Genomic DNA, 21,740 nt, shown 5'->3' with positions numbered 1-21,740 from the left:
GAACAGTCCTGCCAATGAATCCGATTCAATTATTCGACTCCGGCTCCGTTACTTCGAATAGAGCCCATCCTTTCATGGACTCTTTACGGAAAGATTCAGAGTATATCAGGCATACAGGGAGATCTGGCGGTTCAACCGCACAAGTCCGTTATTACATCATTATATTACCATTATTATATTTACAAACTTTATACTATAGCTCATGTTCCAGGTAATTAATCTATAGGTTAACAAAAAGGAGGGAGATAGGGCAGCTAACAGATTCACACTTTTTCCTTAAAGCCTGTAAACGCGCGAGAAGATTGACAAGGCGAATTTATCTCTTAAGGCGAGAGGACCCCTTTCCTCGCCATTTCCGGCTTTGCCGGAAATGGCATGGAGGGGTAGTTCACTATGCTGGCACGCAATTTGATTGAACTAACAAACGGATCAAGCCAGCAATCTCCCCATGTGTCCTATCCAAATCCGGGTGAAATCAAAATCCCGGATGCAGCTTTTTTGTATCAACCCGGTTTTTTCCCGGGAGTATCAGGCAGAAAAGAAAGAACGGAACATAAACACACATATTTTTATAATATAGGAAAAAATATAATCTAATTCCATCTGCAAGACTTTATAATACTCTATAAGACTTTATAATTCCCGTTTGTTATAATGTTATATACCTATTGATCATTAAATATCTACGTGCAGATGGAAAAATGCAGGATAAGCCAAAGCCCGGTGCATGGATATGGAAACCCCTTTACTGGACCTGATATTTTTATCTGATAAAAGAAAGAATGTGCTCCTCCTCCTGATGGAAGGCCCAAAAAACCTTGAAACACTGAGAGAGCGGCTTAAAGCCAGTCCAACAGCGGTTCAGCCCCAGATAAAAAAGCTCAAGGAACAGCACCTTGTGGCTCAGGATAAAGACCTCTACAAACTTACGGATATCGGGAAAATAGTGGTCGAAAAGATGCAGCCTCTGGTGGAAACCCTTGCCGTGCTTGAGGAAAACGCGGACTACTGGGCAGACAGGGATATGGGATCGATTCCTCCTTCCCTCATGCGAAGACTCAGTGAGTTAGGGCACTGCACCACAGTCGAACCTGAAATAGACCACATGTTCGAACTGATCCCCGAATTTGCCAAAAATATGAGAAAAGCAAAGAAAATAAAGGCAATAATTTCATATTTTCATCCACTTTTCCCTTCCTTTTACATTGAGGTTGCCAGAAATGGGGCCCAGGTTTCCATCATCCTCCCTGAATCAATTCTGAAAAGGTGGATTGAAGACTACAGGGAAATAACCGAGCAGTTCATAAATCTGGAAAATACCGAACTCCTTGTATGCAGGGACTGCGAAAGGACCCCAAACCTTACGGTTACGGATATTTTCATGGGTATAGCCCTCTTCCCGAAAAAAGCGGTCTTTGACCGGAAATACGTAAGAAGCTTTGACCCCAGAGCCCTGGCCTGGGGCGAAGAACTCTTCGAGTATTACAAAAACCTTTCCGAACAGGTCACTGAAATTAACAACCTCGAAAACGCTGTCGGAACAGGTGTATGTGAAACTCCCAAATAACCCCGGGGAAAACTCCTGATTCCAGACAGCTGAAAAGGCTACTGCAGGTATTTTTCCTCTTCTCTTTCCTCTCTTCTCTTTCCTCTCTTCTCTTTCCTCTCTTCTCTTTCCTCTCTTCTCTTCAACCGGCAGCTATTCAGGTGGAGCGCAGCCCGTTTATGATTTCTTCGAGGAGGAGGAGGGCTCCCGAAACACCCAGATACGTTTTTGGGATAAAGTGGATGTACCCTCCATCCGGAAGGGCGATTTCGATTCCGGCTTTGCAGCACCCCTTTGCTTTTAAAAGCTGCAGGGTATGGGCGTCAGCAAAGGCAATATCAGCCGATTCCAGGGCAGGGTCCCTTTCCCAGGCTTCGCAAAAGCCCTTTTCCTCCAGAAACGCCTTGAGAGATGATGATGCTTCAGGGTCGCTTCCGGGAAGCAGTCTTACTGCAAGGGGGGCCATGCCCAGGTAGGAGTAAAGCCAGTGTGTAAGGGGGAAGGCAAGGGAGCTTTCGGCCCTGATTGAAAAGCTGGCTCCTTTGGGGAGCCCTGAGAACGAATGGAAACGTGAAATCTGCCGGTAACTGGCCTGCCTGGCTTTCCTGACTTCCGCAAGGGCAGGGGCAGGGTCGATATTCAGGACAGCTGCAACTTCCCTCAGCAGGCATTCACTCGCATCAAACCCCAGGGGAGCCCCCAGGGGCGAAAACACGGCAGGGGTCCCGAAACGTTCCCGGTACCACTCCGCAACCCTTCTGCCGTATTCGGGGAAAAGGACGATATTGCAGGCTGCATCACTCGATTCCCGGATTTCGTCGAGGGAAGTTCCGGCAAGGAAAACAGCTCCCACTTCCAGGCCCAGGAAAGCCAGGAGCCGCTTCATTTCTGCAACCGAGCCTTCCCAGTGTTTGTGGAGCAGGGAAAGCCCTATCAGGTTCACCTTTTTAGGGGAGGCAAAGTGATGGAGAGGCTGGGGGTGGGGGAGGGGCCGGAGTTTCATGTGTTCGAGCAGGGCAAGGGCGGTATTTTCAAAGCCCCGGGCTGCGGGAAGGGAAAAACCCGGTTTTTCCATCACAAAACAGCGGTCCTGCAGCCCTGCCTTTTTAATTACACTCTCCAGGTCGTCGCCCACAAGGCTTGCTCCCGGAGAGTTAATCACCACAAGCAAGCCTGTTTCTTTTGCTGCCACTGCTGCAAGTGCCCTTTCAAACTTTTCAAGGGAGCCCAGGATGAAGTCCTCCCCTTCCAGGCAGGTGCAGGGGACCCTGGGCTGCCCGAAATAGAACTCGTCCTGGAATGCCATGGGGTCATGTGAACTTTCCCGGGGAAACTGCCTGTCCGAGAAAAAACTGTGGTATAACTTGCACCCTGTAGGCCCGTTCAGGATCACAGCCGCATCCCTGATGCCTTCCACCGCCAGGATAGAACCCGTAAAAGCGTCCGGGGAAAAAATCAACTTTCATCACCTCCGTCATACTTCCATCCCTCCGTAACCGGCAGCCGCAGAAGCGTACTCCAGCGTTTTGCAAGTTCAAGCCCGCTCAGGAACCCCACCTGAGGGGAGAAGGGGATAGTATCGTAGTGCACTCCTTCCTCAGGGGCCGAAGGGACATAACTCGAAAGGACCAGGTCCGGCCTGAGGCCCCTGACATCCTTTGCCCTCTTTGCATCCGTATAGTTTCTCTCTACCGGAAAGCCTTCACGGGACAGGAGGCCCGGACTTTCCCTCCCGAAACACGAGACCGGAATCCCGACCTTGAGGATTTCCATTCCCAGGTCCCGGATCGTGTCCAGGACCCAGCCAATGTCCTCGCTGTAGCTCACCAGGAGCACGCTCTTTCCCGAGAGATGGGGGGCATATTTCCCTATTCCTGCTTTGTACGCATTTTCCTGCTCCTGCAGCAGGGGGGAGGGGTCCTTTCCGGGAAGCAGGCGTGCTGCCAGGGCTTTTACCCAGAGGGAACTTTCCCGGAAACCCACAGGAAAAGGAAGCTCAAAAAACTCAAGCCCGAAACGCCCGGAAAGGTATGCCTGCAGGGCCCGGGTCTCGGGGTCGTCGCAGGCAAGCAGGTTGATTTCCGCTTTTTTTAAGGAGCGAAGGGAAAGGGTATCTGTCCCTTTTAAAAACCTGCAGTTGACCCCGTACCCCAGCCTTTTGAGCAGCCTCTCGACCGTACGGAAGTCTTCCTCCCCCCGCAGGAAAAAGCTCCTTTCCCCGATCACGTTGACCAGGCCTTTTTCGGGCCTGACGGAAGGGTCAATCAGGTCGGCAACCCGTTTGCAGCCCTCAAGCAGCCCGGTCGAAAAGTCTCCCGTAAGGACCCCTTCCACAGGGACGGGGATGACCCTGGCTCCTGGAAAACGGACTTCGGCTCTTGAGGCTGCCTCTCTTATGTCGTCTCCTATGATCCCTCCGGGGCAGGTGTTCACCACAAAGACCGTTTGCCAGCCGGTCAAAAGGGCTTCTTCGATTCTCCTCTCAAGCTTTTCGAGCCCTCCGAAGATGACGTCCTCTTCCTCCATATCTGTCGGCAGGAGGCCAGGGGTCTGCTTTTCCGCACCTGTGGGGACAGCTCTTCCCCTGCCCCTTAAATAAGAGCAGGCAAGGGCATCGGCCGTGATATGGGTGCAGCTCCCCGGCCCGTGCAGGACCGTGGCGGCATCGTCAACCTGAAAAGTCGCAGTCACAGCCCCTGAAAAGGCACAGCCGTAAAGGGGGGGCCTGGTGGGAGGTGACGCCGGGGATGATGCGGACACTTCTTCGGGAGTTACGGAGGGGATTTCTACAGACTGCGCTTCGGGAATTCCGGAGGGGATTTCTACAGACTGCGCTTCGGGAATTCCGGAGGGGATTTCTACGGACTTCTTTTCGGAAATTCCTGAAGATAGTTCTGCAGACTGAACTTCAGGTATCTCAGTGCAGATTTCTGCGGAATACCTGTTTTCCAGGCTGAGGGAACCAGGCTTAGCACCAGGTTTTTTTCCGGGTGCAGGACCTGTGCCGAAAGGCTTTATAAAGGGCCGTTCCCGCCTTCCCAGCACCAGGGCTTCAAGCTCAAGGTCACCGAGGGGGTTGGCGGGATGGAGCAGGTTCCGGTCCTTTTCCAGGGTTTCCACATACCCTGCCAGCTCCCTGAAAAGACCTGCAGGAGCAGAGGCAGGGAAAGCTTCTATCAGGGTCTTTCCGGCTTTTTCAGCCCGGGAAAAGACTTCGTCCCTTGGGATGGACGCCAGCACAGGCAGCCCCACTGCCCGGGCAAAGGCAAAGACCCTTTCCTCCTCGGCAAAAATTCCCCGCCCGTTGAAGATGATGCCTGCAACCCTTGGGGCTGCGTCCTCGAAATTCCGGATACCCCGGAGGATGTTGTTGGCTGCGTACAGGGCCATGTATTCCCCGGAAGTCACCAGAAAAACCGCATCTGCATATTCTTTCCTGAGAGGGACTGCAAACCCGCCGCAGACCACATCCCCGAGCACATCATAAAGGACGACGTCAAAGGAAGAAGCCCTGAGCCCCAGGCGTTTTAAGACCTCAAAACTGCTCAGGATCCCACGGCCCGCACAGCCAACCCCGGGTTTCGGCCCCCCGGCTTCCACGCAGGCAGTGCCCCCGTAGCCTTCAAAGACCAGGGCTTCAAGCTGCTGCGCTTCCCGGGGAGTTTCGCGCACATAGTCCAGCACTGTGGGGATGCCCGCTCCTCCAAGGAGCAGACGAGTGGAATCGTGTTTCGGGTCGCAGCCTACCTGCAGGACCCGCTTTTTCGAACTGGCAAGGGCAGCCGAGAGGTTGGCAGAAACCGTGGACTTGCCTATACCTCCCTTCCCGTAGAGGGCGACCTGGATCACGGTTTTTCCCCCGCTTCCTTGTCTGAATTAGAAGGGCAAAAACCCGGTAAAAGAGAATTAATTGTTTTTCCTGTTTGGATGGGCATACCCGAATTATTATGACTAAAGCATAAAAAATTAAAGGTTATATTTCCGACTTAAAGGCATTTTTCTGACCATTCCCGGGCAGGGCCCGTATTTCCTTTTGCTTTGGAAAAATCCCGTTAATTCCTGTCAAAGGTACCCTCCAAACCCTGTCTCTCCCCTTGCATAGGCTTCGTGCCAGCCCGGGGGAACAGGTACCTTTTCATAAAGGGCGGCTCGCTGTGCTTCAAGCAGTTCCGGCTCCCTTCCCATGAATTCCGCCGCACAGAGCACTCTGTTTTCTGTCTTCCCGGCAAGCTCTTTTAACCAGCGGTAGCCTCCGAAAGACCTCAGCAGGTGGTGGTCCAGGACCAGCGTGTCCACGCTTTCGGCCAGGAGGAGAGCATTTTCAAAAGCTTCTTTTCCGGCTGCCGGGACCCTGTGAGAGAGGTAAACGGGAGGGCCGGAGGAAAAAACCGTTGTGGGTTTCCAGGCCAGCACGGCAAGGACCGCTTCCCTGTCAAGGAGCTGGATGTCGGAACAGTGGACAAAGACCTCGTGTCCCTCCCTGACGCAGGTCATCATCACCGAGCCAAACCCCGAACCCCGGGCCCCGTGGGGGACAGGGGAGGAAAAACACATGCCTCCGGAATTCCCGCCTTCGGAATTCGGGAGGGGAAAGCCCAAGAATTCTGAGAGTTCTTTTCTTCTCCTGGCAGAGAGCTGGGAAATGTTCTCCGGGCCCTTGCACCAGAAACTGGCACCTTCCAGGGGTGGGAGGGCTTCTACAGGGAGCTGGTAGGGGTCTTCGGCCCGCATGGGCATGTGGTCCCCGTGGTAGTGGCTGAGCACGATGTCGGTGGCTCCCTCAAGGGCAAAAAGGATTTTTTCCTTGATCCGGGCAGCCGCTGCAACCTCCCTGGGGTGGGGCAGCAGGCCTGAACGGAAACGGGCAAGGGCAACTCCCGGATCGATCACGATGTTTTGCTCCCCCGTTTTTACGACGCAGGCAAGGGACCTTGCCCCGAAAGACTCGCTCCCCAGGATCTCAATCTGCATGTGTTTCTATTGGGGCTCCCGGCTAAAATCCTTTTTCCGGGTTTTGAATTAAAAATCCGCGTCTCCAGCCAACCTGTATTCAGCCTGCCTATGTTCAACCAGTCTGTGTTCAGCCAGCCTGTGTTCAGCCAGCCCATGCTTTGCTTTAAGCCTGCAGATTTCGGAATAAAGGCTGGCCCTGTACTGTTCATCATCCCGCCCACCCATGTACATTTTTTTATAGGAAGCAAGGAGTCCAGGGAACTCTTCCCCGATAATGCTCATGAACTCAGTTCTTGTTTCTCCTTTTAGGAAGAGCAGCCCCGAAAGGGCATAATCCACCCCAATTTCCCCTGCCCTGGCAAGGATTCCTTCAAGGTTTTCGGGACTGTCGGTAATTCCCGGAAGGACCGGCATCATGTGCAGCCCGACTGTAGCTTTTGTTTCTGAAAAAGCTTCGAGGACAGAAAACCTCCTCTCACTGTCCGGAGCCCCGGGCTCGAGCTTTTTCCGGACCTGCTCGTCCAGCGTGGTAACGGTTACCGCCACATTTACCCGGGTCCGCTCGGCCAGTTCGGCAATAAGATCAAAGTCCCGCAGGACCAGGTCGGATTTTGTGGAAATGGTCACCGGGTTCTTGTGCCTCAGCAGGACTTCCAGCACCTCGGGCATCAGGCGGCACTTCCTCTCAGCCGACTGATAGCTGTCCGTAACGCCCCCCAGGTTGATGAGCTCCTTTTTCCATGCAGGGGAGGAAAGTTCCCTTTCCAGGAGCCCTGCAATGTTCTTTTTCACATAGATATCACGGAAAAAGCTGCCTGAAACAGGGACAGGGCCGCACTTTTGGCTGCTGGAAACTTGCGGGGAAATCTCAGGGGAGGACTGCGGGAAAAAATCACTTATCTGCTTTTGCGGCCCCGGAAAATCTCTTTTCTCGGCCCTCCTCTGCCCCTCCCTCTGACAAATATACCCATGGGAATAGACGGCATAACAGTACCTGCACCCATGCCCGCAGCCCCTGTAGACGTTCAGGTCCCAGGAATAGGGCAGGCGCTTTTCAAGCGGGGAAAGCCGGTGAAGGGCGCTTTTGGCCTCGATTTCGATACAATTTGCCTTAAAATTCACCTTAATTTCCTTGCAGGCCATTCCTGCAGGCAGTCTTTCCATGAAAAAATCCCCTTAAAGCACCCTGATACACAAGCTATCTAATCAAAGGCTATCTAATCCACAGCCTCTTAAAGGAAATCCGTAATCAGGGCCTGCCTCTCGTCCCGTTCCCTGAGTTTTGCAACCCCAACGCCCACCAGCCTGAACTTTCTGCCCCCCAAAAACTCGGAGAGGAGCTGGCGGACCGTCCTTTTTATAACAAAGAGGTCCGAGGTCCAGATAGGAACCGTTCTTGAGCGCGTGTATGTGGAAAAGTCCTCAAAGCGCACTACCAGGGTCACTGTTTTGAAAAGGAAATTGTGCTTCAGGAGGGAGCCGTGAACGCTTTCGCTGAGTGTGTCCAGGGAGCCGAAGACCTTTACAGGGTCATTTGTGTCTTCCTCAAAAGTCCCGTGCCGGCTGATGGACTTTACGTCTTCCTTTTCCCTGACCTCCCCGAAATCGAGCCCGTTTGCCATCTGCTTCATCTGGAGCCCCATTTTCCCGAACCTGGACTTGAGGAGCTGGATATCGCAGTTTGCAAGTTCTTCCACCGTGGAGATCCCCATTTCCTTCAGGGATTCCGTGGTCTTTTCCCCGATCCCGGGGATTTTTGAGACCTGCAGGGGAAAAAGGAATTCCCGGACATCTTCGGGTCGGACAACGGTCAAGCCGTCAGGTTTCTGGAAACCCGAAGCAATCTTTGCAATTAGCTTGTTCGGCCCGACCCCCACGGAACAGGTGATCCCCTGCTGCTTCTGGATTTCGTCCTTGATCCGCAGGGCAAGGAGGGCAGCCTCCTCAAAATTTTCTACCTCGGGCCCGGGCACCAGGTAAGCCTCGTCCACGCTGACCTGCTGGAACTTTTCCGCAAACCCCCTGAGAACTTCCATGACCCCTACCGAGACCCCCGCATAAAGCTTCATGTTGACAGGCAAAAAGACCGCTTCAGGGCAGAGCTTATATGCCTTTGAAATAGGCAGGGCCGAATGGATTCCGTACCTGCGGGCCTCGTACGAGCAGGTGCTGACAACCCCCCTGCCCGAGCCTCCCTTCGGGTCGGAGCCCACCACCACAGGCAGCCCTTTCAGTTCAGGGCGCTCCCTGACCTCAACTGAGGCAAAGAAGCTGTCCATGTCCACATGGAGGGTTATCCGCTTTTTAAAGTCGCTCGTTTTCTGATTGGGGGCAGGCATTACCTTAAAATAACCGCTGCCCGTAGAAAAGGCTTGAGAAAGCTGTGTGAAAGTATTAACAGATCAGTGTGAAAATATTAACTTACCCTAAATTTAAATAGTGATCGGGGCTTGAAAAAACCTTTCTACAAAGCCGGACAATATATAATTGGCAGGATAATTCATGATTCAAATTCCAAAAATGGGGGGAATTTCATGAAAGCAGAGCAGGACATTTCAAAAAGGGAAGCCTTCCGGGAAGCCGCCTATTCGGTTGACGATTCGGTGGACAGGCTGGCTGCAAATCTCAGGAGTGCCGGAAATCCCGAAAACAAGGCTGCTGAAAAGAAGGTTGTCGGGAAGCCTTTTCCTGAGATTACGTCAAAGTCCCTTGCAGGCAGGCTCCTGACCCTGCCGGAAGAGGTGAAAGGAAAGGTGGCCCTGGTCTGTGTGGCTTTCGTGCGCAGCGCCCAGAGCATGATCGATTCCTGGGCAGTGCCTTTTGAGAGGGAGTTCGGGAAGGACAGCAGGGTTGCGGTCTACGAGGTCCCCATGATCAGTTCGGGCTGGAAGGTGCTCTCCTGGATGATCGACTCCGGGATGCGGGGAGGGATCCCCATAGAAAAGCACGGAAACGTTGTTACCTTTTACGGGGACTACTCGGGCTACCAGGAAGCCCTCGGGATGCCGGACACGAGTTTTGCCTATGTCTTTTTGCTGGACCCCGGAGGGGTCATCCGCTGGAAGGGGCAGGGGTATGCAGGGCCCGAATCCGGAAAAAAACTAATCGAAACCGCAAGAGCTCTTCTGGAAGAAAAAGAATTCTGAGGAAGGGAATTCTGAGGAAGGGAATTCTGAGGAAGGGAATTCTGAGGAAGGGAATTCTGAGGAAGGGAATTTAAGGTAAGTCTGATTCGGATGAGGGGGGAGAAGAAATGAAGAGCAAAAATATAATTTTCGGCCTGATCACCTTCATGGCCCTGATAATTCTTGTGTTTTCAGCTTATGCGGCCCTGAGATCCGTGCCCCTGAGTAACTGTGATGAAAACGGGACCGGAATTGGCTGTATCGAGCTTCCTCCGGGCTTTTCCATAGACTACTACGCCGAAAATGTTGAAAATGCCCGGTCAATGACCTTGAGCCCGAACGGCACGCTTTTTGTGGGCAGCCGCGGGGCAGGCAAGGTTTATGCGATCCCGGACCGGGATAAAGACAATAAGGCCGACGAGGTGCTGGTGCTTGCCGAGGGGCTGACCATGCCAAACGGGGTAGCCTTCAGGAACGGCTCCCTTTACGTGGCCGAGGTTTCCAGGGTAATCCGCTACGACGATATCGAAGCCAGGCTGGAAGACCCTCCCGAGCCGGTGGTCGTAAACGATAGTTTTCCATCTGACAGTTCCCACGGCTGGAAATACATAAAATTCGGGCCTGACGGAAAACTTTACGTGCCTGTGGGTGCGCCCTGCAACGTCTGCAACATGGAGGAAAAAGATGAGAGGTACGCCACCCTCATGCGGATGGAGCCGGATGGGAGCCAGCTTGAGATCTTTGCCCGCGGCATAAGAAATACCGTGGGTTTTGCCTGGCACCCCGAGACCGGTGAGCTCTGGTTTACGGACAACGGGCGGGACTGGCTGGGAGACGACCTGCCCCCGGACGAGCTGAACCGGGCTCCTGAACCCGGGCTGCATTTCGGCTTTCCCTTCTGCCACGGGGGAGACATCCCGGATCCGGATTACGGGAAACTTCGGGACTGCTCGGAATTCACGCCTCCCGAAGTTAAACTGGGCCCACATGTAGCAGCTCTGGGGATGACGTTTTACACGGGTTCGATGTTCCCGGAAGAATACAGGAACCAGACTTTCATCGCCGAGCACGGGTCCTGGAACAGGAAAATTCCGATCGGGTACAGGGTAACCCTGGTCAGGCTGGAAAACGGGACCCCTGTAAGCTATGAGGTTTTTGCCGAAGGCTGGCTCCAGGGCCTCTCAGCCTGGGGAAGGCCGGTGGACGTGCTGGTAATGCCGGACGGGGCACTGCTGGTCTCGGATGACAGGAACAACGCGATCTACAGGATAAGTTACGCATTAAACGGGTCCACTGCAAACGGGTCTGCTGCAAATTAAGCCAATTTACGCCTGATAAGCGGATTCAAGGACTGGAATAAACTTATTTATGATCGAAAACCCATATTATAGCATAGGGGTGATTAGTATGTTATCACAGATTCCTATCAACCTTAAGAACGTACCGGAAGAAGACATCGACAAGCAGATCCTCAGAGCAGGAATTATCGCCGAGCTTGATGCTGTCAGCCTTTATGAACAGATGGCTGACATGACCAAAAACGCTGATATCAGGGCGATTCTTCTGGACATCGCAAAGGAAGAAAAGACACACGTTGGGGAGTTCCAGGCACTGTTACTGCGCTTTGACCCGCAGCAGGGGCTGGAACTGGAGGCCGGAGCCGAAGAAGTAGAAGAAGAACTCTCCAAATAAAGCATAGAGAGGGACTCGATTACCAGGAGCAACCTGGTTAAAGGTCAAGTTCTTTATTTCAAACCCCCTTTCTTATTTTTTACCAGGAATGCTTTTTACCGGGAATGCTTTTTACTGGAACTGCTTTTTACTGGAACTGTTTTTAAGCTCCACTCATCTCCTGCGAAATCTACTCATCTCCTGCGATAAACAATTCGGTCAGGAGGTATGCTTCGTCGTCCGGATACTGCCTGGGCGGGTGTTTCATGAAGTAAGACGAAGGGGAATAGAGCACCCCGCCAACCCCGCGGTCCAGGGCCAGCTTGCAGCAGCGCACGGCATCGATAACAACCCCTGCGGAGTTGGGGGAATCTTCCACCGAGAGCCGGAGTTCCAGGTTCATGGGCACGTCCCCAAAGAGCCTGCCTTCTATCCGCAGGAAGCAGACCTTGTTATCCTTCTGCCAGGCCACGTAGTCGCTCGGGCCCACATGGATGTTTTCTTTTTCCAGCCTTTCGGTTAGCACGGACTGCACGGCCTCGGTCTTGGAGGTCTTCTTGGACTTCAGGCGGCTCCGGTTCAGCATGTTCAGGAAATCGGTATTTCCTCCGGTGTTGAGCTGGTAGGTCCGCTCCAGTTTTACCCCGCGTTTCATGAAAAGGTCGGCAAGGGTCCGGTGGACGATGGTGGCTCCCAGCTGGGACTTGATGTCGTCTCCTATTATGGGAAGCCCCTTCTCTTCAAAGCGTTTTGCCCATTCCGGGTTGCTGGCAATAAACACCGGCATGTTGTTGACGAAGGCACAGCCGGCTTCAAGGGCGCATTCGGCATAGAAACGGGCAGCCAGCTCGGAGCCTACGGGCATGTAGTTCAGGAGGACTTCAGCCCCCGATTCCTGCAGGGTGCGCACAACGTCTTCTTTTGTGGCTTCTACGGCTTCCGAAAGCATGAACCTGCACTCCTCGGGGTAATCCGCAAGGTGTTCGGAACAGCCGTCCAGGATTCTTCCCATTTTCACTTCCACGCCGCATTTCGGTACCTCGGGACAGAAAACGGTGGTGCAGTTGGGAAGCGAAAATATGGCCTCAGAAACATCTTTTCCCACCTTCCTCCTGTCGATGTCAAAAGCTGCCACAACCTCAATATCATGAGGACGGTATCCCCCAAGGTCCCAGTGCATCAGGCCGATGGCGTCTTTACTCTCTTTTTTCCTGTAGTACTCGATCCCCTGCAAAAGCGAACTTGAGCAGTTCCCAACTCCAGCAATTGCAATCTTTATCCTTTCTTTCCCAGCCGCTGGTATTCCCCCTTATTCTGGCCCCCTGAGCGCCAACTTCCCCCGTTCCGAAGACCAGTAGAATTAATTAAAATGTATCAGGACTGTATCAGGACTAAGCGGGTCCATTATTGCCATAGCTGACCCGTTGCTATAACTGACCCCGGTCCATCACTATTTAAACTAATCCGGGCCCATTGCCGTTTTAAGTAACCCGGATCCGAACATTATTTTACTAACCCAAACCCCACCAGAGATAAGTAATGAAAACTGTGACTCACCTTATCTTATGCAGAAAATACTATAAAAAACATTTTACATAATATATAATTACTGTGGCAATGTTCCGCTTTTTCAGGACCTTTTCCGGACTTTCAGAGGTTGATCCAGATCACAAAAACGATATGAATCCCTACAAATAGAGGTACCAGGGACTTAAAGAGGGGTTTCTGGGTCTTGTGCCTGAAGCGCTGCATGCCAAGCCAGGCTCCCATAGGTCCGAAGAAAGATACTATCAGGAGGGTCTGCTCGGAGATCCGCCACTTTTGCCTTTTTGCCTTGAACTTGTCAAGCCCGTAAAGGGTAAAGGAAGCTGCATTCAGGACAGCATAAAAGATGGGAAATAAAAGGTACACATTATCTGTCATGAAAAAGAATTCATTTTAATAATAATTAAAGGCTGTGATATTATCCGGAAAATTCATGGCTTCTGAAGCCGTTTGGGTTTTAATCGGCTGAGTATCAACCGGGCATCTCCGGGGGATATTTTGAAGGAAAGGGAAAAGTAACCCGAAAGCCAATATAAGCAGACAAAAAAAGAAGCTGTAGGGGAACTAATGAATATTGGAAATGAAGGCAGTGGGGATAAAAATGAAGGGGAGTCTGAAAATGAAGGGTAATAAAGGATTAACCGGGGTCAACATTTAGTGGGAATAAGGCTCAGGCTTAACGGAAATAAACGATTGACCGATAAACGATTAACCGGAGTCAGGGGGAGTTAATGATTAACCGGGGTCAACAATTAGTGGGAGCAAACGGTGGAGATGAAAACCAAAATCACAGGAGCCTGGCATCTCCTCCCCCGCTTGTGCTGCGGGCAGGCCGCTACCTTCCCACCCTCATCTTTCTGGGGCTTGCAGTTCATCTGGTCCTCCCCCAGCTCGCCTCGGTTGAAGAGTCCCTGCAGGTCATCAAAGCCATGGCCCTGTGGGCCGTGCTGCTGGCTGCCCTTGCCCAGACTATAAGTTACATGGGAAGCGGCTATCTCCTGCATTCGATTGCAGCAACCGTGAACCAGAAACTCTCGGTGCCCAGGGGAATACTGATAACCCTTGCTGCAGCAAGCGTCGGGCTGCTTGCAGGAGGGCCGCTTGGGAACGGGGCAGCTACATACCGCTGGGTGCGGAAACAGGGTGTCAGTGCCGAAGGTTCGGGGCTTGCAGGCACCCTGCCCACCCTTTTCAACAACACTATTTTAATAATACTGGGAGTTGCCGGGATGCTCCACCTGCTGACAGAAAAGGAGCTTTCCCCCATACAGGCCCTTGCCTTTCTCCTGATCCTTATCGGGCTAAGTCTGGGCCTTGCAGCAGTAAGCTGGGGAAAACGCCACCGTGAGGTGTTCACATCTGCAGCTGTCAGGAAAGCTGCCCTTTTTTACAGGGCTTTTCACATGCCTTATACCCCCAATTCCACGGAAACCGCAGTCTCCCGTATGTTTGCAGCCTTTGACCTGCTCGAAAAAGGGGGCTGGAAGCGCCCGGCCCTGGGGGCAACACTTACCGCCAGCTTTGATATGCTGACCCTTTACTTTTTCTTCATAGCTGCCGGGAATCCGGTAAGCCCGAGCATCCTGCTTGTGGGATACGGCCTTCCCCTGCTCTTCGGGAGACTGGCTTTTCTCCTCCCCGGCGGGGTGGGGATCGTGGAAAGTACGATGGCGGCACTGTACACAGGCCTCGGGGTACCGGGTCCGATAGCGGTTGTGGCCATCCTCAGCTACCGGATGTTTTCGTTCTGGATTCCGACCTTTATAGGGTTCCCACTTGCGGCTTATTTGCAGAGGAAATGAAAAAGGAAAATGAAACAGGGAAATGAAACTCAGACCCCTTTTCCTTTTAACCCTTTTAATTCAATCCCCGTCCTGTTTTATCCCCGTTCTGTTTTATCCCCGTCCTGTTTTATCCCCGTCCTGTTTTATCCCGGTCCCCATTCAATAATATTTATATGTGGGAAGGAAATTACACTACAGATTGATTTTTCACAAATCGTTATCTACTAAAAAGAAACCACTTAATGCATCATGACATGTAGAGGCATGGCATAGATCTGCATAAAATTCAGAACCTTAAATAGAAAAAAATAACTTTAAAACTAGAGTAAAATTCAGAACCTGAATAAAGGTTTCATAACTTAAAAGAAGGTCCTTTTAATGAACTACTGGCAGCCGAAATACGAAACAATGGATCCCGAAGAAATGAAGAGACTGCAGTTAAAGCGCCTGCAACACAGCGCAAAGCTGGTCTATGACAACGTTCCCTTCTACAGGCAGAAATTCAAGGAAGCAGGAGTCACCCCCGAAGACATCAAGACCCTTGATGATGTCCGGAAACTGCCTTTCACGCGCAAAGCCTATCTTCGGGAAAACTATCCTTTCGGCCTCTTTGCCGCAAAAAAAGAAGAGATCGTGCGCATCCACGCCTCTTCCGGGACCAGCGGGAAACCCACTGTTGTAGGATACACTGCACATGACATTGAAGCCTGGTCGGACATGATCGCGCGCAGCCTCACAATGATCGGGCTTACGAAAAGCGACGTAATCCAGAACTCCATGAACTACGGGCTCTTTACCGGAGGCATGGGCTTCCACTACGGCGTAGAGAGAATGGGAGCCATGGTCGTCCCCGCAGCCACAGGCAACACTGCCCGCCAGCTCGAGATGATGATCGACTTCGGAGTAACCGCAGTCCACTGCACCCCCTCCTACGCCTTCTACCTCGCCGAAACTGCAGAAGAGCTCGACCTCGTAGACAAACTCTCCTTAAAAGCAGCCATCTTCGGCGGTGAACCCTGGTCCGAAAACACCCGCAAACAGCTTGAAAAGCGCCTGAACCTCAAAGCCTACGACTGTTACGGCCTCTCCGAAATGATCGGCCCCGGCGTCGGCTTCGAATGCCAGGAACAAAATGGCCTGCACATCTGGAGCGACCAGTTCCTCGTAGAAGTCCTTGACGAAAACGACGAACAGGTCTCAGAAGGCGAAAAAGGAGAACTTGTCCTGACCTCCCTCAACAAGGAAGGCTTCTGCAACATCAGGTACCGCACCGGCGACATGACAAAGCTCCTCGAGTCCGAATGTGAGTGCGGCAGGACCACAACCAAGATTTCACGCCTCCTTGGCAGAGCCGACGACATGCTCATAGTAAGAGGAATCAACGTTTTCCCCTCCCAGATCCAGGATGTCATCTCCCGGATCCCACAGGTAGGCGAATACTTCCAGCTCATCCTCGACCGCAACAAACACATGCTCGACGAGCTGACCGTCGAAGTCGAACTCGAAGATAACGCCTTTACCGGCGACCTCAAAGACCTCAAAGCCGTCCAGAACCACGTTCAGCACGAACTCAAAGCCGTCCTGAACATCCGGACGAACGTCGAACTGCTCGAAAAGGGCAGCATAGAGAGGACCGCAGGAAAAGCAAAGAGGATCATCGACAGGCGGCCGGAGATCTGAGCCTTCAAGCAATCTTTAGTAGAATTACTGTTTAGTAACTTAAATGATCAGGGAATTTTTATTCTCTGATTCTCCTTTAACTCTTTTTTTGCGTCCGTTAAACCTGATTTCAATTTCTTATATTCAAACAGCAGACACGTTGAAGATGTTGCTTTTTAAAACCCTGGGTAACTCCACGCTCGAAGAAGGAGAGAGGCTTTTCCGTAAGGTATACGAAGAAGCTAAAGTTCCGGAATTTTATAGATGGAACTCTGAAAACAGCTAAAACCTGAAATTATTTTTATACAGGTCACAAAATACGGCTCTGGCGTTGTACATAGAAAAAAATTAAGGGATGGGGTAAGGTTGCGTATATTAGCCAGAGCCTGAATTTACCTTAATACCCCGATTCCTTTTACCTATTGCCTTAATTTTTCGGGTCGAACTTTATAGCCCGGTCGTACACGATCTCTGAATAGGATGGTCCGGTTTTTGTAGAGTTCTCCAAATAGGCTCTCCAGCCAATGAAAAGCGGCTGGTCAAGCTCTATGCCATGAACTCCCACACCGTAGGGAACCTCATAGCAGTATGGGTATTCTTCAGTGCAGTTCCTGGCGAGCTTGTAGACGTACAGGTATTTCGCATTCGGATTGTCAGGGAGGTATTCCTCGGCAGATCCACTGAAATCTTCGTCTGTGATTGCTCTAACACCATTCCACACATCGGCCCCGTATATGCAGAAGTTCGAGTATGTTGCCTTTCCTGTGGCTACATGGTTGACCCCATAGACAATTATGAACTCATCTGTATTGTTGCCCAGAGTAATTGCCGGGTCTCGCAGGAAAGGATAGTACTGCGAGGTGTCAAAGAAAGGAGGCGTAGGCGAAGAGATAGTCTGGTTTGCTGACCAGAGATAGGCAGCGTCGTTATCAGGACCTACGGCGTTAATTCCTCTCTGGATAGCATCACTCCCTATAGGGACTCCCTGACTGGTCGGAAGCTCTGTGGCATTGGATTGGTTATATCTATCAAGAATCGCAATCCTTAGCTCTTCGAGATCATCCATAAGGTCGAATTCTGTTTGCCCGGTTCCGCGGACCCTCAGCTCCGGATAATCATACGGGTCAAGTTCAGTAGTGTTGTTGGGAGTAATCCGGAAAACCGTTGCAGGTGTATTATTTATGTAATCATCTCCAGCCTCCGTGTCATTGAACAGGGCCGGGCGGATAAATGCGGCAAATGTATCGGAATCATTCTCCAGGCCCAGGTTCAAAATGGCTGGAGGGAGAACCTGGGTGTTGGTTATATTATCCGAGTATCCTGCAGATTGGGCAGCAGCCCGGATGCGCTGATCAATGCCTTTGTCAGCAGTGATGATTATTACCGTGGTCTGGTTGAAAGGATCTCCGGAAGACCCGTTTGGAGTCCCTTCGGTATTGATAACCAGGTTGTTCACCGTATCTTCTACATTGGCAAAGATCCATCTCCTCTCATCATCAATTGTCCTGTGTATTATGTAATGGTCGTAGCTGAAATACCTGCATTCCGGTGGCGTCCTTCCCACAAAAACGACAGCTTCATCAGGACCAAGGTCCCAGAATGGAGTTGTATTCTCGCTTACACCCAGTGTACTGGTTATTTGCTTAATTCGTTCCTCTACTTCATAACCAGGCGCCGGTGGAACAAAATATATCAGATACTTTGTGGTGGGATTGTTTCCGTACGCAGAAGGTAATGCTCCTTCCTCCAATAACCTGAGAAGATCAAAGTAAGCCAGTTCACCTTCCTGTACTGTGAATCCGTCCTGCTCCAGAGCCTCTTGAAAAGCCTTCGTTTCCTCTGTTTCATTCTGTGAAAGGCCAGTTCCCGTTAATACCGTGAACAAAACGCCAAGCAATATGACCTGTACATACTTTTTCATATACCATATCCTCCAGTAGCTAATTTAGCATCAAATCTATCAGTTTTGAACGTAACGTATCTAAATTAGCCAACCAGTAAGTGTAAGGAGTAATATAATTACTAGTTATATAAAACAAAAAGAATAATTATTTCGTAGTAATCAATAGTCCTTAAAAAATTTCAGGAAACTTTTTCCTTGCCTTACCTTTTCTTGAATTCTTCCCATCTACAAATTAACCTGCCTCGAATTTTCATTTTCTTTAAACAAGGCTCCAATTGAATCTGCTCATTTTCAAAAACAGGGCAACCATCCAGTTTTAACGCCCGTGCCAGCCGAATTGCGCCTAGGCAGTACGCGGTCCATTTCGTTCACCATGCCCACTCACGTTCGCCGAAGGCGAACGGCTTTTCCCTGAAGACTGAAAAGAAGCAGCAGCTTAGAAATTTCCACCAGCCTTTGAACTTTATCGCGAAAAAACCCGAATCTCCCACTTTTTGACATCCCAAATGACAAAACTTATTTTACCTGCTACCAATATTAAAAAAGAAATTGGAGGAGTTTATGGATCCGGTAACCCTCGAAACCATTGCCCAGCAGGCAACTAATATTCTTCTTCCAGCCCTGCCTTTCCTGACTCTTGCAGGAAAATCCGTAGCAGATAAGGGCAAAGAAGTTCTTGAAGACATGGCCTACGAGAAAGTTATTGAAAAGCTTGGTTCCGAAAGCGGGAGAAGAGTAAAGGCTCTCCTAAGTAAGATAAGCCCAAAAATGACTGAATCCCTTGGAAAAGCACTCACAAAGGTGTCCAAAAACTCCGAAGACCCTAAAGCAAAGGAAGAATTGCAGCAGGAAATCCTCAAACTGCTGGTGGAAAACCCGGATCTTGCCAGAGAAATAGAATTTACCATAAATCTCAATATCGAAAATCTTGAAAATTATGGTCAACTTGCAGTCGGAAATTACAACAATTTTTTCAACTTTGAAAGCCCTTCAGGCGACGAATTCATCAAGATCATCGAATACCTGAATCAGCAGAGAAAAGAAGCCGCAAACCAGGAAATCCTGAGCCGCTACAACCCTTCAACCCTCCCCCATTACCCTGATAAACTGAAGCAATTTGTTACCCGGAACCGGGCCGATGAGCTAAAAAAAGACCTCATGTACCTTGAAAACCACCGGATTTTACTTATTAGCGGAGTTGGCGGCGTGGGAAAGTCCACCCTCGCAAGAGCCCTCGTAGACCTGAGGCCCGTAAACGTCCCCGAACCTTTCTATTTCAACTTCAACCAGAACCAGAGCGCAAAACTCGGCGACATCCTTGAAAAACTCGCCGCCTACATGAACGCCCCTGAAATTGCAGCCTTCAAAGCCGAAAGGCGGGAGCCCGGAAAAACCGACGTGGACAAACTCACAGACGAACTGCAAAGAAGAAGCCAGGTCTGGCTCATCTTCGATGACCTGAGCACCATGCTTGAAGACAGGCAATTCAAGGATAAGGGAATCGAACTCCTCTTTTCTTCCCTGCGATACAGCACCCATAACGCAAAAGTAATCGTAACAAGCCGGATTCTGCCCGTACTCGAAAACGGGGAAAGCCTGATCGACGTTGTGGAAGACGAAGAAAAACAGCACCTGAACGGCTTGGAAAAGGACTTTGCGGTTGACTACCTTGTGAGAAACGGGCTTGACAAAGTGGAACCCCGAAAGCTGGAAGAACTGGCGGCAGGCGTGGACGGCCACCCCCTTGCCCTGAAGCTGCTTGTGGAGCTAGTAAAGGAATTTGGAGCAACTGACATTCTTGAAGACCTAAGCATGTACCGAAAATCTACGGAGGACACTATAAAAAAAGCAAGAAAGTTGTTTTATAAACTGGCAGGAGACGAGAAAGAACTTCTCGAAAGGATCTCCGTTTATAGGGAACCTGTAGAATTGAAGGCTCTAAAGATAATGTTTACCGAAAAGACTCCCGCAAACGCTGTCAAAAAATTAACTGACAAGTCCCTCCTCGAAACCAACCACGGTAGCAGTTACTGGCTCCATCCCCTTGTCCGGGAATTCGCCTACGATGACTTGGAAAAAAAGACTGAAGCCCATGCAGTAGCCTGTAAGTATTATCTCTACATCCCCCTCCCCAAAAACCCCAGAACGAAAGAAGGACTCCAGTCAGCAATTGAAGCCCACCATCATGCATGCGAAGCGGGAATGTATGATCTGGCTTCACAGATTATTCTTCATTCAAAGCTACACGTTTATTTTGAGATATGGGGAGAGTACACTACCCTTATAACATTGTACAGGCGGTTACTACCAGCCGATCCTCTCAAAGAAAAAGTCCTTTTAAGCATTGAAATGAAGTCTTTTGTTTTTGGTGAGCTTGGACTCACATACCAGCAATTAGGATTTGTGGGAAAAGCAATTGAATATTACGAAAAGGCACTGAAAATTTTTAGAGAAATAGGCGACAGGCGAAATGAAGGTAATTGGCTTGGAAATCTGGGGAGTGCATACAGTAATCTGAGTGAACACAGAAAAGCGATTGAATATTACGAACAGGCACTCAAAATTTCAAGAGAAATAGGTGACATGCAAACTGAAGGAAATACCCTTGGAAATATGGGGTTAGCATACCGTCATATGGGCGATCTAAGAAAAGCAATTGAATATCATGAACAGGCACTCAAAATTTCAAGAGAAATAGGCGACAAGCGCGCAGAAGGTTCAGACCTTGGAAATTTGGGAAGCGCATACAGTTATCTAAGTGAACACAGAAAAGCGATTGAATATCATGAACAGGCACTCAAAATTTCAAGAGAAATAGGCGACAGGCGAAATGAAGGTAATTGGCTTGGAAGCCTAGGGTCAGCATACAGTCATATGGGCGATCCAAGAAAAGCAATTGAATATTACGAAAAGGCACTCAAAATTTCAAGAGAAATAGGTGACAGGCGAAATGAAGGTAATTGGCTTGGAAACCTAGGGTCAGCATACAGTCATATGGGCGATCCAAGAAAAGCAAATGAATATTACGAAAAGGCACTCAAAATTTCAAGAGAAATGAACGACAGGCGCGGAGAAGGAAATCACCTTGGAAATCTGGGTAACCTGTACAGTGATCTGGGCAAGCCCAGAAAAGCAATTGAATATTACGAAAAGGCACTCAAAATTTTTAAAGATATAGGGGACAGGTGCGGAGAAGGAAATGCCCTTGGAAATCTGGGTAACCTGTACAGTGATCTGGGCGAGCCCAGTAAAGCAATTGAGTTTTTGAAGGAATCTCTGGCTATAGGAAAGGCGATTGAAGACCTGAGGATAATTAGCTTTTGCGAGCAGAAATTGAAGGAACTTGAGGGGGCAGAAGGCTGATCTATTCCATATTGTTTTTCAACAAGGAAAAGACCGTTTGCTTCGCAAACGGGGCTGCTGACGGGGGAAAGGGCAGGTGGGGAACCCGGCTATGAGTTAAGCAGGCAGAAAAAGCGTCAATTGAACGGGCGTATTGATGGGAAATAAATAAAGGGGTTCCGGTTTCAGTTCATTATTGCTTCAGTTCGTCC

15 protein-coding genes are annotated in these 21,740 nt (G+C 50.4%); 7 read left to right on the top strand and 8 right to left on the bottom strand.

Annotated elements, in window-relative coordinates; genetic code table 11:
* The first annotated feature begins 733 nt into the window (after window positions 1–733).
* A complete protein-coding gene (locus FTO70_RS14110; protein ID WP_255336398.1) occupies window positions 734–1,567 on the top strand; it encodes a winged helix-turn-helix domain-containing protein in 834 nt (277 codons plus the stop codon).
* 136 nt (window positions 1,568–1,703) lie between these two features.
* Here FTO70_RS14110 and FTO70_RS14105 read toward each other — a convergent pair whose 3' ends face one another.
* The 5 genes from FTO70_RS14105 to dinB form a co-directional block, all read right to left on the bottom strand.
* Window positions 1,704–3,005 (bottom strand): nitrogenase component 1, encoded by a 1,302-nt coding sequence (locus FTO70_RS14105; RefSeq protein ID WP_255336397.1) that lies wholly within the window; start codon window positions 3,003–3,005, stop codon window positions 1,704–1,706.
* Window positions 3,002–5,395 carry a nitrogenase component 1 gene (locus FTO70_RS18070; protein ID WP_255336396.1) on the bottom strand — a complete coding sequence of 798 codons (2,394 nt, stop codon included), beginning with the start codon at window positions 5,393–5,395 and terminating at the stop codon, window positions 3,002–3,004. The genes FTO70_RS14105 and FTO70_RS18070 overlap by 4 nt, the downstream gene beginning before the upstream one ends.
* Window positions 5,396–5,608: 213 nt before the next feature.
* Window positions 5,609–6,517 (bottom strand): MBL fold metallo-hydrolase, encoded by a 909-nt coding sequence (locus FTO70_RS14095; RefSeq protein ID WP_255336395.1) that lies wholly within the window; start codon window positions 6,515–6,517, stop codon window positions 5,609–5,611.
* 48 nt (window positions 6,518–6,565) lie between these two features.
* Window positions 6,566–7,663: a radical SAM protein gene (locus tag FTO70_RS14090; RefSeq protein WP_255336394.1), complete on the bottom strand. Its 1,098-nt coding sequence runs from the start codon at window positions 7,661–7,663 to the stop codon at window positions 6,566–6,568.
* Between the two features lie 68 nt (window positions 7,664–7,731).
* Window positions 7,732–8,838 carry a DNA polymerase IV gene (dinB, locus tag FTO70_RS14085; protein ID WP_255336393.1) on the bottom strand — a complete coding sequence of 369 codons (1,107 nt, stop codon included), beginning with the start codon at window positions 8,836–8,838 and terminating at the stop codon, window positions 7,732–7,734.
* Between the two features lie 195 nt (window positions 8,839–9,033).
* Here dinB and FTO70_RS14080 point away from each other — a divergent pair, with 195 nt between their 5' ends.
* From FTO70_RS14080 to FTO70_RS14070, 3 genes are all read left to right on the top strand, one after another.
* Window positions 9,034–9,645: a mitochondrial ATPase complex subunit ATP10 gene (locus FTO70_RS14080; RefSeq protein WP_255336392.1), complete on the top strand. Its 612-nt coding sequence runs from the start codon at window positions 9,034–9,036 to the stop codon at window positions 9,643–9,645.
* A 107-nt stretch (window positions 9,646–9,752) separates the two neighbouring features.
* Complete coding sequence (locus tag FTO70_RS14075) at window positions 9,753–10,943, top strand: sorbosone dehydrogenase family protein (protein ID WP_255336391.1); 1,191 nt, start codon at window positions 9,753–9,755, stop codon at window positions 10,941–10,943.
* Between the two features lie 88 nt (window positions 10,944–11,031).
* Window positions 11,032–11,316 (top strand): ferritin family protein, encoded by a 285-nt coding sequence (locus tag FTO70_RS14070; RefSeq protein ID WP_255336390.1) that lies wholly within the window; start codon window positions 11,032–11,034, stop codon window positions 11,314–11,316.
* Window positions 11,317–11,485: 169 nt separating this feature from the next.
* Here the strand turns inward: FTO70_RS14070 and FTO70_RS14065 are convergent, their stop codons facing one another.
* Entirely contained in the window at window positions 11,486–12,529 is a 1,044-nt protein-coding gene (locus FTO70_RS14065) for an inositol-3-phosphate synthase (RefSeq protein WP_255336389.1), read from the bottom strand.
* 416 nt (window positions 12,530–12,945) lie between these two features.
* On the bottom strand, window positions 12,946–13,218 hold the full coding sequence (locus tag FTO70_RS14060) for a DUF1294 domain-containing protein (protein ID WP_255336388.1): 273 nt from the start codon (window positions 13,216–13,218) through the stop codon (window positions 12,946–12,948).
* 353 nt (window positions 13,219–13,571) lie between these two features.
* On the opposite strand from FTO70_RS14060, the gene FTO70_RS14055 reads away from it, so the two are divergent.
* Window positions 13,572–14,642 (top strand): YbhN family protein, encoded by a 1,071-nt coding sequence (locus tag FTO70_RS14055; protein WP_255336387.1) that lies wholly within the window; start codon window positions 13,572–13,574, stop codon window positions 14,640–14,642.
* A gap of 360 nt (window positions 14,643–15,002) precedes the next feature.
* A complete protein-coding gene (locus FTO70_RS14050) occupies window positions 15,003–16,304 on the top strand; it encodes a phenylacetate--CoA ligase family protein (protein ID WP_255336386.1) in 1,302 nt (433 codons plus the stop codon).
* Window positions 16,305–16,710: 406 nt separating this feature from the next.
* On the opposite strand, the gene FTO70_RS14045 is transcribed toward FTO70_RS14050, so the two are convergent.
* On the bottom strand, window positions 16,711–18,204 hold the full coding sequence (locus FTO70_RS14045; RefSeq protein ID WP_255336385.1) for a hypothetical protein: 1,494 nt from the start codon (window positions 18,202–18,204) through the stop codon (window positions 16,711–16,713).
* A 543-nt stretch (window positions 18,205–18,747) separates the two neighbouring features.
* On the opposite strand from FTO70_RS14045, the gene FTO70_RS14040 reads away from it, so the two are divergent.
* Complete coding sequence (locus FTO70_RS14040) at window positions 18,748–21,549, top strand: tetratricopeptide repeat protein (RefSeq protein WP_255336384.1); 2,802 nt, start codon at window positions 18,748–18,750, stop codon at window positions 21,547–21,549.
* Window positions 21,550–21,740: the final 191 nt, after the last annotated feature.

This window comes from Methanosarcina sp. KYL-1 (assembly GCF_024372725.1).
Classification (GTDB): Archaea; Halobacteriota; Methanosarcinia; order Methanosarcinales; family Methanosarcinaceae; genus Methanosarcina.
Note: the sequence above shows the minus strand (reverse complement) of the source record. Positions and strands in the feature narration are given on the sequence as shown.

Excerpts from the sequence above, each read along its gene's own strand:
- FTO70_RS14040 (WP_255336384.1), top strand. The coding sequence starts at position 18,748 with ATGGATCCGGTAACCCTCGAAACCATTGCCCAGCAGGCAACTAATATT.
- FTO70_RS14050 (WP_255336386.1), top strand. The coding sequence starts at position 15,003 with ATGAACTACTGGCAGCCGAAATACGAAACAATGGATCCCGAAGAAATG.
- FTO70_RS14060 (WP_255336388.1), bottom strand. The coding sequence starts at position 13,218 with ATGACAGATAATGTGTACCTTTTATTTCCCATCTTTTATGCTGTCCTG.
- FTO70_RS14070 (WP_255336390.1), top strand. The coding sequence starts at position 11,032 with ATGTTATCACAGATTCCTATCAACCTTAAGAACGTACCGGAAGAAGAC.
- dinB (WP_255336393.1), bottom strand. The coding sequence starts at position 8,838 with ATGCCTGCCCCCAATCAGAAAACGAGCGACTTTAAAAAGCGGATAACC.
- FTO70_RS14110 (WP_255336398.1), top strand. The coding sequence starts at position 734 with ATGGAAACCCCTTTACTGGACCTGATATTTTTATCTGATAAAAGAAAG.
- FTO70_RS14090 (WP_255336394.1), bottom strand. The coding sequence starts at position 7,663 with ATGGAAAGACTGCCTGCAGGAATGGCCTGCAAGGAAATTAAGGTGAAT.
- FTO70_RS14045 (WP_255336385.1), bottom strand. The coding sequence starts at position 18,204 with ATGAAAAAGTATGTACAGGTCATATTGCTTGGCGTTTTGTTCACGGTA.
- FTO70_RS14075 (WP_255336391.1), top strand. The coding sequence starts at position 9,753 with ATGAAGAGCAAAAATATAATTTTCGGCCTGATCACCTTCATGGCCCTG.
- FTO70_RS14080 (WP_255336392.1), top strand. The coding sequence starts at position 9,034 with ATGAAAGCAGAGCAGGACATTTCAAAAAGGGAAGCCTTCCGGGAAGCC.
- FTO70_RS14055 (WP_255336387.1), top strand. The coding sequence starts at position 13,572 with ATGATTAACCGGGGTCAACAATTAGTGGGAGCAAACGGTGGAGATGAA.
- FTO70_RS14095 (WP_255336395.1), bottom strand. The coding sequence starts at position 6,517 with ATGCAGATTGAGATCCTGGGGAGCGAGTCTTTCGGGGCAAGGTCCCTT.